General features: G+C 71.0%; 10 protein-coding genes. 1 reads left to right on the forward strand and 9 read right to left on the reverse strand.

Annotated elements, in window-relative coordinates; genetic code table 11:
* Positions 1-36: 36 nt before the first annotated feature.
* The 5 genes from ACYVLT_RS15650 to ACYVLT_RS15670 all read right to left on the reverse strand — a co-directional run bounded on the left by ACYVLT_RS15650 (position 37) and on the right by ACYVLT_RS15670 (position 7,463).
* On the reverse strand, positions 37-789 hold the full coding sequence (locus tag ACYVLT_RS15650; RefSeq protein WP_461120902.1) for a sulfite exporter TauE/SafE family protein: 753 nt from the start codon (positions 787-789) through the stop codon (positions 37-39).
* Entirely contained in the window at positions 786-2,132 is a 1,347-nt protein-coding gene (locus tag ACYVLT_RS15655) for an MBL fold metallo-hydrolase (RefSeq protein WP_461121132.1), read from the reverse strand. The genes ACYVLT_RS15650 and ACYVLT_RS15655 overlap by 4 nt, the downstream gene beginning before the upstream one ends.
* Positions 2,133-2,234: 102 nt before the next feature.
* Complete coding sequence (locus tag ACYVLT_RS15660; RefSeq protein ID WP_461120903.1) at positions 2,235-2,972, reverse strand: GntR family transcriptional regulator; 738 nt, start codon at positions 2,970-2,972, stop codon at positions 2,235-2,237.
* A gap of 286 nt (positions 2,973-3,258) precedes the next feature.
* Entirely contained in the window at positions 3,259-7,080 is a 3,822-nt protein-coding gene (locus tag ACYVLT_RS15665) for a galactose-binding domain-containing protein (RefSeq protein ID WP_461120904.1), read from the reverse strand.
* A 209-nt stretch (positions 7,081-7,289) separates the two neighbouring features.
* On the reverse strand, positions 7,290-7,463 hold the full coding sequence (locus tag ACYVLT_RS15670; RefSeq protein ID WP_461120905.1) for a hypothetical protein: 174 nt from the start codon (positions 7,461-7,463) through the stop codon (positions 7,290-7,292).
* A 155-nt stretch (positions 7,464-7,618) separates the two neighbouring features.
* Between ACYVLT_RS15670 and ACYVLT_RS15675 the strand changes: the two genes are divergently transcribed.
* Complete coding sequence (locus tag ACYVLT_RS15675) at positions 7,619-10,048, forward strand: tetratricopeptide repeat protein (RefSeq protein WP_461120906.1); 2,430 nt, start codon at positions 7,619-7,621, stop codon at positions 10,046-10,048.
* A gap of 70 nt (positions 10,049-10,118) precedes the next feature.
* On the opposite strand, the gene ACYVLT_RS15680 is transcribed toward ACYVLT_RS15675, so the two are convergent.
* The 4 genes from ACYVLT_RS15680 to ACYVLT_RS15695 form a co-directional block, all read right to left on the reverse strand.
* Positions 10,119-10,286 (reverse strand): hypothetical protein, encoded by a 168-nt coding sequence (locus ACYVLT_RS15680; protein ID WP_461120907.1) that lies wholly within the window; start codon positions 10,284-10,286, stop codon positions 10,119-10,121.
* Between the two features lie 365 nt (positions 10,287-10,651).
* Positions 10,652-11,608 (reverse strand): galactofuranose ABC transporter, permease protein YjfF, encoded by a 957-nt coding sequence (yjfF, locus tag ACYVLT_RS15685; RefSeq protein WP_461121133.1) that lies wholly within the window; start codon positions 11,606-11,608, stop codon positions 10,652-10,654.
* A gap of 65 nt (positions 11,609-11,673) precedes the next feature.
* Positions 11,674-12,654 (reverse strand): ABC transporter permease, encoded by a 981-nt coding sequence (locus ACYVLT_RS15690; RefSeq protein WP_461120908.1) that lies wholly within the window; start codon positions 12,652-12,654, stop codon positions 11,674-11,676.
* Positions 12,651-14,162 carry a sugar ABC transporter ATP-binding protein gene (locus ACYVLT_RS15695; protein WP_461121134.1) on the reverse strand — a complete coding sequence of 504 codons (1,512 nt, stop codon included), beginning with the start codon at positions 14,160-14,162 and terminating at the stop codon, positions 12,651-12,653. Before ACYVLT_RS15695 ends, ACYVLT_RS15690 begins: the two co-directional genes overlap by 4 nt.
* Positions 14,163-14,262 lie beyond the last annotated feature (100 nt).

Below are 14,262 nucleotides of genomic sequence, written 5' to 3' on the forward strand. Positions count from 1 at the left end.
CGTGCGCCAGCTGGGCGTGCGTCGGCTGGGAGTGCGTCAGTTCAGCGCGTGGCGTACGGCGTCGGTGCCCATGAGTACCGCGATGGCCAGCAGTGCCGCTGCGAACACGCGTTGCAAGGTCGTGGTGCGGACCTTGCCCGCGAGCCGCTTGCCGTCCCAGGCGCCCAGGAGGGCGGTGGCGGCGAACGGGCCGATCAGCGTCCAGTCCAGCAGGGCCAGGTCGCCGAGCCGGGCGGAGAGGGCGGCGCCCGCGTTGACCGTGATCACCAGCAGGCTGGTGCCGACGGCGGCCGTCATCGGGACCGAGAGCACCGCGACCAGTGCGGGCACGGTGAGGAAGCCGCCACCCACGCCCAGGAACCCCGTCATCGCGCCCAGACCCGCACCTACGCCGGCGGCCCGGACCGGGCGCACGTCTCCTGCGGGTGCGCGGGACTTGCGCAGCATCGACGTGGCCGCAGCGGCGGCCACGACGCTGAACGCGCCGGTGACGAAGGCGGCCGGGACGTGTCGCGTGAGCACGCCGGCCGCGACGGCGGGCACCATGCCCGCGGCGGCGAACACCGCGCCGAGCCGCCAGCGGACGGCGCCGGCGCGGGCGTGCGTCGTCAGGGCGGTCAGTGACGTCCCCACGACGACCACCAGGCTCGCGGTGGTGGCGTGCTCCGGGCTGAAGCCCATCAGGTAGATCAACGCGGGGACGGCCAGCACGCTGCCACCGCCGCCGAGCGCGCCGAGCGACAGGCCGACGACGGCGCCGGCTACCAGGGCGAGGATGAGCGCCGTCACGGTGTCGTGATCGGCACGCCCGCGGCGGCGGCGCTGGTCCACTCGTCGTCGAGGTGCACCACCGTGCGGCCGGCCCGGTGCAGCAGGCTGGCCGCGATCCCGGCCCGGTAGCCCGAGGCGCAGTGCACCCAGACCTCGCCGGGCGGCACCTCGTCCAGGCGGCGGATCAGGTCGTGGAGGGGGATGTTGGTGGAGTCGGTGACGTGGCCCGCGTGGTGCTCGTCGGGGCGGCGGACGTCGAGCACGACGGGCTGGGTGGTTCGGCCGGCGAGGTCCGGCCACGTCGCGCGGCGGTAGGCGACCACCGGGTGGCCGGGCGCGATCCCCGTCGGGTCGTCGCCCATCGCGGCGGCGGGGCGGTCGATGCCGATGCGGGACAGGTCGCGGATGGCCGCGCGCACGGCCTCCTTCGAGCCGACCAGCGTGACCGGCTCGTCCCACGGCAGGGTCCAGCCCAGGTACGTGGTGAAGCTGCGGCCGTACTCGACGCTCACCGTGCCGGACAGGTGCCCGGCCGCGAACGCCACCCGGTCGCGCAGGTCGACCACCCACTGGCCGGCCTCGATCCGCGCGGTGAGCTCGTCGGCGCGCAGCGGTTCGGGCACGGACAGGTCGGGCGTGCCCGGTCCGCTCCGGTTCAGCGGCGCCATGTGGGAGTAGTACGACGGGTACGCGGTCAGGTTGGCGATCAGGGTTCGCACGAAGTGGTGCTCGTCGTCGTCGGTGAGCGCGTGGTTGGACCGGCGTTGCTCGGCGATGGTGGACGCGTCGGCCCCGACCGCGGGCCCGGACGAGCAGAAGCTGCCGAACCCGTGCGTCGGGTGGAGGGTCGCGTCGTCGCCGGCGTGGTCGGCCAGCGCGCGAGCGGAGCGGTACTGGGCGTGGGTCAGGTCGGTGGTGAGCTCCGGCGCGACGAGGTCGGTGCGGCCGACCGAGCCGTACAGCAGGTTGCCGCCGGAGAACACGGCCCGTCGCCCGTCGTGCTCGACCACGTAGGCCAGGTGGTGCTCGGTGTGGCCGGGGGTGGCGACGGCGGTGAGCCTCATCGAGCCGACGTCGAACTCGTCGCCGGGGCGCACCGGGTGGCGGTCGAAGGCGACGTCCTCGGCGGCGGCGACGAGGTAGGTGGCGTGGTGCCGCCGGGCCAGCGCGAGGCCGCCGGTGACGTAGTCGTTGTGGATGTGGGTCTCGGCGACGTGGGTGATCCGGACGCCCAGGCGGGAGGCCAGGTCCTCGATCCGGTCGAAGTCGCGTTGAGGGTCGATGACCAGGGCTTTTTCACCGTCGTGCACGAGGTAGCCGCGATCGCCCAGGGCTTCGGTGCTGATCGTCTCGACGTTCATCCGCGCCTCCGTCATTTGTCCGTACATTAGGGCGGACGGTGTGGGGAGGGCAAGGCGGGGTGGGGAGGGCGTGGGGAGGGGAGGGTGTGCGGAGGGTGCGGTTCAGCGGCGGGTGGCCTTTGACTCGGTCGACACCGTGTAGCGGTCGCCGCGCACCATCGTGTGGCGCCACTCCACGGGGCGGCCCTGGGCGCGGCCGAGCCGGTGGATCGACAAGCACGCCACGTCCGGCCCGCAGTGCAGCAGCGCCCGTTCGGCGGCGGTCGGCACCACGGCCTTGATCGTCTCCCGGCTGTGGTCGAGCCGGACCCCGGTCCGCTCGGCCAGCACGGCGTAGAGGCTGGTGCGGGTGAAGTCGGCGCCGAGCAGCGGCGTGGCCAGGTCGGCAGGCAGCCACACCCGGTCGATCGCCAACGGCTCGCCGTCGGCCAGCCGCAGTCGTTCGAGGTGCACCAGCGGTGTGGAGCCCTCCAGGTCGAGCTGGTCGGCGATCACCCCGTCCGCCCGGATGTCGAGCACCCGGACCACGCTGCGCTGCTCCAGCCCGGCCGCCTCGACGGAGGCGAACAGGCTGTAGAGGGTGTCCAGCGGCTGCTCCACGTCGGAGGCCGGGCTCACCCTCGGCTGGCGGCCGCGTTCGGCGACCACCAGGCCGTCGGCGCGCAGCTGGTGGAGGGCTTGGCGGACGGTGTGGCGGCTGACGCGGTAGTCGTCCACGAGGGCGAGCTCGCCGGGGAAACCGGTGTCGAAGTCGCCCGATCGGAGACGGGTGATGAGGTCGTCCTGGAGTTGCCGCCAGAGCGGCGCGTCGGCGGATCGGTCGAGTGGGCGCGCGGCCATGGCACCTCCTGCGGGCTTGGCAGTGTGGCTCGAATGTACGGGGGTGGGGGTGGGATGGGTGGATTAGGTGGAGGGGGTGGGGTGGGCGCTTCCGGCTCGATTTGACATGGGGCCCTTACGGGCACCCCAGGCAGGCCAAAGCCGGGCAGGCCTGGCGGATAAATCGCCCGCCAAGCCTGCCCGGCTTCGTCCAGCCTATGGCACCCGAACCCATGTCAAATCGAGCCTCGGTGGGGGTGCGCCGGGTCCGTTGTGGGTGGGTTAGGGGTGTTGGGGAAGGGGTGGGTCAGGGGTTGATGGTGATGGTGAAGGTCGAGGTGCGGTTGCGGATGTTCTCGGCGTTGTTGCTGAACCTCAGGTTGTTGAAGGTGACCGAGCCGACGGCGGGGCCTTGACCTGCCTCCGGCATCTCGTTGGCCCAGAGGCCGATGCCGGACTTGTGCTCGAACTGGTCACCGCTCAGTCGTGCGCCGGAGATGGAGATGTTGGTCAGGACGGTGTCCTGGATCGGGTTCTCCGGTGTCGACCCGGTGTACTTGGTCTGGAACATGATTCCGGAGTAGGTCGGGTCGATGATGTCGACGTCGTTGACCCGGATCCCCCGGAACGGCTTGGAGGCCGAGAACATCCAGATGCCCGGGAACGTCTGACCGTTCCAGAAGTGGCCGCCGGTGCGCACGAGTGTGAGCCCGCTGAACGTCGTCGGCTCCGGGCCGAAGCCGTTCATCGGGTAGCCGAAGTCCAGCGAGCTGATCGTGACACCGGAGTAGGTCAACGTGTCGGCGACGTAGATGTTGCGGAACGTGTTGAGGAAGCCGCCGTAGACGGCCAGGCCCGCGGCCCGCCAGGTGGTGAGCGACGACAGGTTCTCGTAGACGTTGTTCTTCTCGTCGGCACCGCCCGCGTCGATGGCGGAGAACAGCGCGAAGCTGTCGTCACCGGTCGACCGCGCCTCGATGTTCGCCACCCAGTTGTCCGTGCTGCCGTTGGTCATGTTGATGCCGTCGGCGAACATGTTGCGGATGCGGGAGTCCTTGATGGTCATGAAGTCGGTGTTCGCGCCCCAGTAGAGGCACACCATGTGCTCGGCCCAGATGTTCTCGATGGTGATGTTGGCGACGTTGGCGAAGTCGAACACCTTGCCCGGACCGTCGATGCGGGACGTGTAGTTGCCGAAGAAGGCGAACCCGCTGAACGTCGAGCCGTTCACCGACTGCTCGGCCCGGAAGCCCGCGTCGGTGTTCTCCTGCGTGGTCGGCACGACGAACTTGGTGAACCAAGGTCCCGCGCCGATCACGCGGATGGGTTTGCCGTAGACCTGGAACTTCTGCGAGGTGGTGTAGGTGCCCGACGGCAGGTAGACGCCGAGCAGGTTGCCGCTGGTGTCCATGCGGAACCGGTCGAGTGCGTTCTGCACGTCCTGGTGGCCGAACCCGGTCGGCGTGAGGTACCGGGCCGGGTCGGGGTTGGCCCGGGCGACCGCGTTCTCGAAGTTGACGAAGTCGATGGCGTAGTTGGTGGTGTTCGCCGCGTCCTTCTGGAGCTTGATCTTCGTGCCGGGCGGGAACGTGTTGTTCAGCATCACGTTCGCCTCGTCGTAGATGTGCCGCGGCCCGGCACCGGGGGAGTTGCCCGGTGCGGCTTCGTTGCCGTAGAGCCAGATGTGCCGCGAGTGCAGGTCGATGGCCTTGTGGAACGACCCGTTGACGTAGACGTTCAGCGTGGCGCCGATACCGCCGCCGCCTGGCGAGTCCGGGATGGAGAAGCGGGTGACGAGGGTGTTGGTCGAGCCGTTGGTGGTGAACTCGACCGACGAGCCGGTGCTGTTGAGCGTCACCGCGCGCCGCCCGGACGCCTCGCCGGCGAGGTCGCCGATGGTGCGGTTGGGCCCGATCTTCTGCGCGCCGCCCGCGGTGACGGCGTCCTCGGCCTCGATGTGCTCCCACGGCACGTTCGCGCCTCGGCCGACGAACAGGGACTGGGTGGTGACGTTGTTGCCCTGGCGTGCCGCGATCTCGTTGGCGTCCACCGCCACCGCGGTCCTCAGGGTGTACTTGCCGTTGGCGGCGGGCCAGGTGCCCAAGGTGATCGGCGCGGCCGACTGGCCGGGTTGGATCGTGCCCGTGTGGCTGCCGTTGAACGTGCGCACGGTGGCGCCGGTGGTGGCGTCGACCAACGTGAGCGTGACGCCGTGCGCGCCGCTCGCGGTGGCGATCGAACCCTCGTTGCGCAGCACGACGGTGAAGGTGGTGTTCTGGCCGTTGGCCGGGTTGGTCGGCGACCAGCTCAGCGCGCCGACCAGGTCCGAGCTGGGCACGGGCGTGACGACGAGGGCGCTCGGGTGCAGGCGGGCGTTGTTGGCCTCGTTCTGCTCCACGACCTTCTTCGTCTCGTCCACCTTCGCGGTGTACTGGTAGGAGCCGGAGCCGCGGGGGCCGATGGCCGCGGTGACGGTTGCCGACGCGCCCGCCGCCAGGGCGCCGACCTGTGCGGTGCCCACGGCGTCGTTGCCGAGGAAGAACGTCACGTCGGTCGCGCCCGAGGCGGCCGTGCCCGCGTTCCGGACGGTCGCGGACAGGGTGATCGGGTTGGTCTCCACCGGGCTGGTGGGGGTGAACGAGGTCGCGGTGACGGTCAGGTCCGGGTTCGGCGCGGCCACGCCGAACACCTGCAACTCGGCGACCTGGCCGCCCGGCGCGCCGGTGTTGGCCGTGATGCGCAGCTGCACGTCCGCGACGCGTGCGGTCAGCGGGATGGTCACGGTGTTGCCGGTGGCCGGGTTGAACACGTAGTCGCGCGCGGACACCAGGTTGGTGAAGCCGGCGGCGCTCTGCTCGCGGCCGAGCACCTGGATGTTCTGCGTGCGCGTGCCCCACGCCGACGACGGGTTGAGCTTGAGCACGACCGAGCTGAGGTCGGCGTTGGAGCCGAGCTGCGTGGTCAGCGTGTTCGGGTAGGTCGCGCCCTCCCAGTACGTGTTCACGTCGTCGTCGTTGGCGTTGGTGGCGACGAAGGTGAACGTGTGCGAGGAAGCGGTGATCGGCCTGCCCTTGGCCAGGTTCGTGCCGTTGCCGGGCGAGCCGGGCCGGGTGACGGAGTTGCTGGGCGGCGACTGGTTGCCCGCCGCGTCCCTGGCGATCACGTGGTAGGTGACCGCGACGCCGTCGGGCTGGGAGTCGGTGTAGGCCAGCACGGTGCCCGCGACGCTCGTGCGCAGCGCGCCGTTGGCGTAGACGTCGTAGCCGGTGACGCCGGTGTTGTCGGTGGACGCCGACCAGGTCAGCCGGATCTGGCCGGACTGCGGCGAGCTGTGCGCGAGGTTGGTCGGCGCCGAGGGCGCCTGCGTGTCGCCGGTGGTCGGGCCGTGCAGCTCGAACTCCGAGACCTGCCCCGCGGGCCAGGCTGAGTTGCCGGTGATCAGCAGCCGCACGTACCGCGTGGTCGTCGCGGTGAACTGGATCGTCACCGTGTTGTTCGCGCTCGGGTTGAACGCGTACTGGGCCGACGGGACGAGGTCGCCGAAGTTCTGGCCGTCGGTGCCGTGCTGCACGGCCAACGTCTGCGTGCGCGCGCCCCAGCCCGCCGTCGGCAGCTTGAGCACGACCCGGTCGACCTTGACCGCCGAGCCCAGGTCGGCCCGCAGCCACTGCGGGAACGCGTTGTTGGCGCTCTCCCAGTAGGTGGCCTGGTTGGCGTCGCCCGCGTTGGACGCCTGGTAGACGTCGTTGTGGCTGCTCGCGCTGTAGGCGGCGGCGAGCTTGGCGTCGACGGCCTCGCGGACGTCGATGTCCTCCACCCGCGCGCCGTCCACGCGCACGTAACGCACCAGCGTGGGGTCGAAGTCGAACGTCTGGCGGTCGCCCTTGCGCGGGGCGGACGGCACCAGGGTGGCGAACCCCTTGCCGTCGAGGCTGGTCTGGACGGCGAAGGTGGAGTCGTCGTCCGGCAACGACAGTCTGACCTGGTCGATGCGGGTCGGTGTGCCGAGGTCGAGCACCCCGGCCGAAGGTGCGGCCTGAGCGGCAGGGGGGCTCAGGGTGAACGCCGTGAGGGACAGTGCGAGCAGGGAGGCGGCAAGGCGCGAACGGGCGCGTGTCGTCGTTGACATCGTCGTGCAGGCCCTTCTCTTAGGGCAATTCCAGGGATCTTGTCAGAAAGTTCCGCGTACTTGTCGATTTCTTGCGTAACCGGTTCGCAGCGTTGCAGAGGCCCGTCCGGAAAGTCAACGGTCGGTAGCCCGAGTGGGCCGACCGGCCCAACACGGCGAAGGCCGCCCCTGGCGTGGGGGCGGCCTTCGGTGGGCGGGGCGTCGGAGGTTCAGGACGCCTTGCGCCTGGCGGCGAGCAGGCCGATCAGACCTGCCAGCGCGAGCGGTGCGCCGACCAGCGGCAGCAGCGGCACCCCGGCGACGAGGCCGATGCCGTTCAACAGCACTCCGATGAGCAGCAGCACCCTCCACACCGCCGCGCCGTTCCCGTCCTGCCGTGCCATGTCCGTTCCCTTCGATCGGCTGTGGCGCAAGGTAGCGACGTGCGTACCGGGTCGTCACTTACTTAGGAGCGTTTCGGCAGGTGGGAGGGTGTCGCCGGGGTCCCGTTCCGGGCCGGTGCGGGGCTCTAGACTGCTGATCATCTGGGGAGGTGGCGGTGAGCGACCCGAAAGCGGCGTTCGCGCAGGCGCTGACGCGGTTGCGGCAACGGTTACCCGACGTGTCCGACGAGGCGGTGGCCCGGCGCGCGAGCGCGGTCGTGCTGCCGTCCGGGCGGCGGGTCGCGGTGAACGCACGGCGGCTGGGGGAGTGGGTCGGCGGTCAGTCCGTGCCGCGCGACTTCGACGGCGTGCTGGCCGTCGCGATGGCGACCGGCGGCGTGCCGAAGCTGACCGAGCTGCGCGAGCTGTGGCGGGCCGCGCAGCAGGACCGCCGCGCCACCCCGAAGTCCGGGCGCGTGGTCGTGGGACGGCCGCCCAGCGACGCGGCGGCGTTGCGCGACCGTGCCGACCTGGCCGACGCGGTCGACGCGGCGTTGCGGACGGACGACGTCCGGCAGGTGCTCCTCACCGGCCCCGGCGGGGTGGGCAAGTCGCAGCTGGCCACCGCCGCGTTCCACCGGGCGGGCGCGGACGTGCTGGTGTGGGTGGGGGCGCGGACCAGGCAGTCCGTGCTGGCCGGCTATGCCCGCGCGTGGCGCGTGCTGAAGTCCGCCGCGGTCGCCGACGACGAGGCCCAGGCCGACCTGTTCCTGGCCTGGCTGCGGTCCACCGGCACGTCGTGGCTGGTCGTGCTGGACGACGTGGACGACCCGGCGGAGCTGGCCGGCCTCTGGCCCGCGGGCGACACGGGCCGCAGCCTCGTCACCACCCGCCGCCGCGACGCGTCACTCCTGCGCCCGGACGCCCGCGTGATCGAGGTGGGCATGTTCGACCGGGACGAGGCGACCGCCTACCTGTCCGCCCGGCTGGCCGTCGACCCCAGGCACGACCCCGACCGGCTGGCCGCGCTCGCGGACGCGCTCGGCTGCTTCCCGCTGGCGTTGTCCCAGGCCGCCGCGTTCCTCATCGACACGGGCATCGACGTGACCGCCTACCTGGACCTGCTGGCCGACCGGCGGCAACGGGTGGCCGACCTGTTCCCGCCGTCGTCACCCGCCGACGAGCACCGTGACACGGTCGCCGGTGCCGTGCGGCTCGCGGTGGAACGCGCGCAGTCGTTGGCGCCCAACGCGGTCGACGTGCTCGGGTTGGTCTCGGTGCTCGCGCCGGACGGCATCCCCGAGGCCGTGCTGCTCGACGGCGGGCGCAACCTGCTGGCGCTGCGGGCGTTGCACCGGCTCAACCTCGTCACCCACCACGGCCGGGTGGAAGTGCACGCGCTCGTCCAGCGCGCCGCGCGCGACCTGGTCCCCGACCTGGCCCCGGTAGCCGTCGCCGCCGCCGACGCGATCGAGCGCGAGTGGTCGACGGCCGACCCGGACACCGCGGCGGCGCTGTACCGCAACGCCGAGGTGCTCCGCTCGATCGCCGGCGAGCACCTGTGGACCGGCGGCATGCACCCCGTCCTCCGCCGCCTGGGCCAGCACCTGGCCGGCATCGGCCGCCCCGCCGCCGCCCGGGACGTCGCCACGGCCCTCCTGGCCCACGCGACCGAACCCCGTGACGTGGTCGTGCTGCGCACCCAGGTGGCCAAGGCGATCGGCGACCTCGGCGACCCGGCCACTGCCCTGGCCCAGTTCGCCGAGATTCACGCCGCCGCCGCCGACAACCTCGGCCCTACCGACGTCGACACCCTCTGGTCCCGCTTCTACCAGGCCACCTACCGGTTGGAGACGGGCCTCATCGAGACCGCGCTCGCCGAGCTGAACTCCCTGCTCGACACGTGCGGCCTACCCGCCGCCCACCCGTTGCGGGTATCCGCCGAAGACGACCGCGTGCTCTGCCTGGGCCTCTCCGGCGACACGGAAGGTGCCCGTGCGGCGGCCACCACCTTGGTGGACGTGCTGCGGCGGGAACTCGGCCCCCGACACGCGCAGACGCTGCGTGCGCTGCTGGGCCTGGGCCGGTGGGTCGGAGAGAGCGGCAACGCCCCCGCCGCCGTCGCCGCATACCAGGAAGCCGTCGACGGCCTGGAACAAGCAGCCGGGCGCGGCCACCACGACACGTTCATCGCACGTCACAACCTGGCCTACTGGCGTGCCGTCGCGGGTGACCTGCCCCAAGCCCTCACCGAGTTCGAGACCGCCGCGACCGACGCCGAACGAGCCCTGGGCGAGAACCACCCGACCACCCTGACCTACCGCTCGAACCTGGCGTTCTGGCGAGGAGTCGCCGGCGACCGCACCGCCGCCAGCGCCCTGAGCACCCTGCGCCGCTCGGTGGAGGCCGTATTCGGCACCAACCACCCCCGCGCGCTGCGCATCCGCCAACAACGGGCCCAACTCCTCCACCAGGGCGGCCACCGTGCCGAGGCGATCGCCGAACTGCGCACCGTCCTGGCCGAAATGGTCGACATCCAAGGCGAAAACCACCCCCGCACCCGCGAAGCCGCCGCCCTGCTGACCGGCTGGGAGTCACCCCCCTGACCCCAGCCACACCCAACCGCGCGCAAGCCGCCTGGACGGCTCTGAGAACACCGCAGAACCCTTCAGGCCGCTACTCCGACAAGTCTGCGAGCTTGCGCAGGTCGCCCTTCACCGAGCGGCGCTCGCGCTTCAGCATTCCGTGCAGCATCGAGTGGACTCGACCGGTGAACAGCTGCTCCGGGGCGGCCATCCGGGCCAGGTTGAGTGCGTCGAGTGCCTCGCGGTCCTTCCGTCGCAAGTAATACGCCCATGCGACCGTGATCAGGTGCGACGTCCTACGTCCGGACAACTCCGCGGGCAAATGGAAAAGCCGTGCCCCGCTTCGACACACAGGAGGGGGTAGGCGATATCGAGCGTTGACGGCAACCAACCATGCATCTTGGGCTCCGCGATGATCCCCCGCCCGATTCCCCGCGCGCACGGAGATGGCGTCGCCGGAATGGCCGGCGTCCAGAGGCGATCGACGTAGCGCCGGCCCGGCCGGGTACGTCGACCGGGTCACGTGCTGTACGTGACCGCAGACGTACCCGGCCGGGCCGGTGTTGCCGAGAGCCGTGTTCCCACGACCTACGGGAGGGATCACCCGAACGCGCGCGGGTCCGGTCAGGTGCGGCGGACGATGATTCGTTGCAGGGCGATGAAGGCGAGCAGGAGGGCGCCGATGACGATCTTCGTCCACCACGACGACAGGGTGCCCTCGAACGAGATCAGCGTCTGGATCGTGCCCAGCACGAGCACGCCGACCACCGACCCGATCACGAACCCGACCCCACCCGACAACAGGCTCCCGCCGACCACGACCGCCGCGATGGCGTCCAGCTCCATCCCCACCGCGTGCAGGCTGTACCCGGACAGCATGTAGAGGCTGAACAGCAGCCCGCCGAGCGCCGAGCAGAACCCGCTGATCACGTACACGCCGATCTTCACCCGGGTGGTCGCCAGCCCCATCAACCGCGCCGACGACTCGCTGCCACCCACCGCGTACACGGTGCGCCCGAACCGCGTCAGGTGCAGCACGTACACCGCCGCGAGCACGGTCACCAGCGCGATCACCACGCCGTAGGTGATGGTCACCCCGCCCGGCAGCTCGATGGTCCCGGTCGCCAGGTCCCGGAACGCCGGGTTCTTGATCGACACCGACTCGACGCTGATCACGAAGCACAGCCCGCGCGCCAGGAACATGCCCGCCAACGTCACGATGAACGGCTGCACGCCGAACCGGTGGATCACCCACCCCATCGCCAGGCCCAACCCGGACCCGGCCGCGAGCACGGTGATCACCACCAGCCACGCCGGCCACCCGGCCTGCAACGCCGCCGCCGCGATCATCGTCGACAACGCCACCACCGACCCGACCGACAGGTCGATCCCACCGGTCAGGATCACGAACGTCATCCCGACCGCGAGCACGATCAGGAACGCGTTGTCGATGAACAGGTTCGCCATCACCTGCCCGGACGCGAACCCCTCGTACCGCACCGACCCCACGCCGAACGTGGCCACGAACACCACGAACGTCGCGATCACCGGCAGGAACCGCTTCGGCACGTTCACGGCCAACCCGCGCGGGCGGCGGGCGGTCCCGGACGGTTCCGGACCGACCGGCGTGACAACAGCTGAGCCCTTCACGCTGGCACCCCTTGCTTCCCCCGAACCCGACCACGAACCTGAACCCGAATCGGCGCCTGCACCAGGCACACCGCGATCACCACGATCGCCTTGAACACCAGCGTGATCTCCGGCGCGATGCCGATCGTGTAGACCGTCGTGGTCAACGTCTGGATGATCAACGCCCCGAGCAGCGTCCCGGTCAACGAGTACCGACCGCCCGCCAGCGACGTGCCGCCGATGACCACGGCCAGGATCGCGTCCATCTCGATCCACAACCCGGCGTTGTTGGCGTCCGCCGCGCTCACGTTCGAGCTGATCATCAACCCGGCCACGGCCGCGCACAACGCGGCGAACACGTACACCGTCCAGATGATCGTCCGCGCCCGCACGCCGGCCAGCCGCGACGCCGACGGGTTGACCCCGACCGACTCGATCAGCATCCCCAGCGCGGTCCGCCGCGTCACCAGGGCCACCAGCCCGAGCACCGCCAGGCTGATCAGGATCGCGATCGGCAGCACCAGGAACCCGGCGCCGATCTGCCGGTACGTGGGCGAGTCCACCGTCACGATCTGACCCTCGGTGATCAGCATCGCCACACCGCGACCGGCCGTCATCAGCACCAGCGTCGCGATGATCGGCTGGATACCCAGCACCGACACCAGGAACCCGTTCCACAGCCCCAGCACCGCGCACAGCGCCAGCGCCAGGCCCATGGCGACCCACGGGTTGCCGCCGGAGGCGATGTGCGTGCACGTCACCGCGCCCGCGATGGCCGCCACCGCGCCGACCGACAGGTCGATGCCGCGGGTCGCGATCACCAGCGTCATGCCCAACGCGATCAGCAACGTCGGCGCGCCGTTGCGCAGGATGTCGATCAAGCTGCCGAACAGGTGCCCGTCCTGCAACCGCAACGAGAAGAACGACGGCGTCACCACCACGTTCAGCACGAGCAGCGCGACCAGCGCCAGCACCGGCCAGAGCAGTCGGTTCTTCACGACACCACCGCCTTCTCCACGCCCTTGTCCACGCCGTGGTCGCCGCCGCCCGCGATGAGCGCCATCACGTCGTCCACGCCGACGTCACCGTCCAGCTCGGCGACCTTCTGCCGGTCGCGCATCACGACCACCCGGTCGGACACGCGCACCACCTCCTCCAACTCGGCGGAGATGAACAGCACCGCCATGCCTTCCGCGGCCAAGTCGGCGACCACCTTCTGGATCTGCGCCTTCGCGCCCACGTCGATGCCGCGCGTCGGCTCGTCCAGGATCAACAACTTCGGCTTGGTCACCAGCCACCGCGCCAGCAGCACCTTCTGCTGGTTGCCGCCCGACAGGTTGCCCACCGCCCGGTCCGGGTCGGCGGGCCGGATGTCCAGCAGCTCGATGTACTTGGCGACCAGCTCGTCGGCGAGCTTGCGCGGCACCGGCCTGGCCCAGCCGCGCGCGGCCTGCATCGCCAGGATCAGGTTGTCGCGCACGCTCAGGTCGGCCACGATGCCCTCGGCCTTGCGGTCCTCCGAGGAGAACGCGACACCCGCGTCGATCGCGGCGCGCGGCCCGGTCAGCCGCAGCGGCTTGCCGTCGACCAGCAACCGCCCGGAGTCGGCCTTGTCCGCGCCGAACAGCAACCTCGCCACCTCGGTGCGGCCCGACCCGAGCAACCCGGCCAGCCCGACCACCTCGCCCGCCCTGATCTCCAGGTCGAACGGCGCCACCGAGCCCTTGCGCCCCAGGCCCTCGGCCACCAGCAGCGACTCGCCCGGCGAGCCCGAACGGCGCTCGATCTCCTCCAGCAGGCCCATCTCGCGGCCCAGCATCGCCGACACCAGGTCGATCCGGCTGAACGTCGCGGTGGCGTGCTCGCCGACCAGGCGGCCGTTGCGCAGCACCGTGATCCGGTCGGAGACCTCGTACACCTGCTCCAGGAAGTGCGTCACGAACAGCACCGCGACACCCTCGTCGCGCAGCACCCGGATGATCCGGAACAGCTCCGCGACCTCGTCGACGTCCAAGCTCGACGTCGGCTCGTCCAGCACGAGCACCCGGGCGTCCACCGCCACCGCTCGCGCGATCGCGACCAGCTGCTGCACCGCGATCGGGTGGCTCTCCAGCACCGACCCGGGGTCGATGTGCAGCCCGATGCGTGCCAGCAGCTCCGCGGCACGGGCGCGCATCGCCTTGCCGTCGATGCGGCCGAACTTGCGCGGCTCCCGCCCGAGCAGGATGTTCTCCGCCACGGTCAGGTTCGCGCACAGGTTGACCTCTTGGTACACCGTGCTGATCCCGACGGCCTGCGCCTGCGCGGGACGGTGGAACAACACGGACTCGCCCGCGTAGCGGATCTCGCCCGCCGCGAGCGGGTGCACCCCGGTCAGCGCCTTGATGAGCGTGGACTTGCCGGCCCCGTTCTCACCCATCAACGCGTGGACCTCGCCCGGGAACAGCCGGAAATCCACCTCCTGCAACGCTTTCACGCCGGGGAACTCCACCGAGATGCCCCGCATGTCCACGACCGGCTCGGTCACCGGACAACTCCCCTCACACGCTGGGTGCGGCCCCCGCCACCGCACTCGGGTGGCGGGGGCCGCAGTCTGTGATCAGTGC

Source organism: Saccharothrix stipae, assembly GCF_054781895.1.

Coding starts and splice junctions, on each gene's coding strand:
- ACYVLT_RS15660 (WP_461120903.1), bottom strand. CDS start 2,972: ATGGCCGCGCGCCCACTCGACCGATCCGCCGACGCGCCGCTCTGGCGG.
- ACYVLT_RS15655 (WP_461121132.1), bottom strand. CDS start 2,132: ATGAACGTCGAGACGATCAGCACCGAAGCCCTGGGCGATCGCGGCTAC.
- ACYVLT_RS15670 (WP_461120905.1), bottom strand. CDS start 7,463: ATGGCACGGCAGGACGGGAACGGCGCGGCGGTGTGGAGGGTGCTGCTG.
- ACYVLT_RS15665 (WP_461120904.1), bottom strand. CDS start 7,080: ATGTCAACGACGACACGCGCCCGTTCGCGCCTTGCCGCCTCCCTGCTC.
- ACYVLT_RS15695 (WP_461121134.1), bottom strand. CDS start 14,162: ATGCGGGGCATCTCGGTGGAGTTCCCCGGCGTGAAAGCGTTGCAGGAG.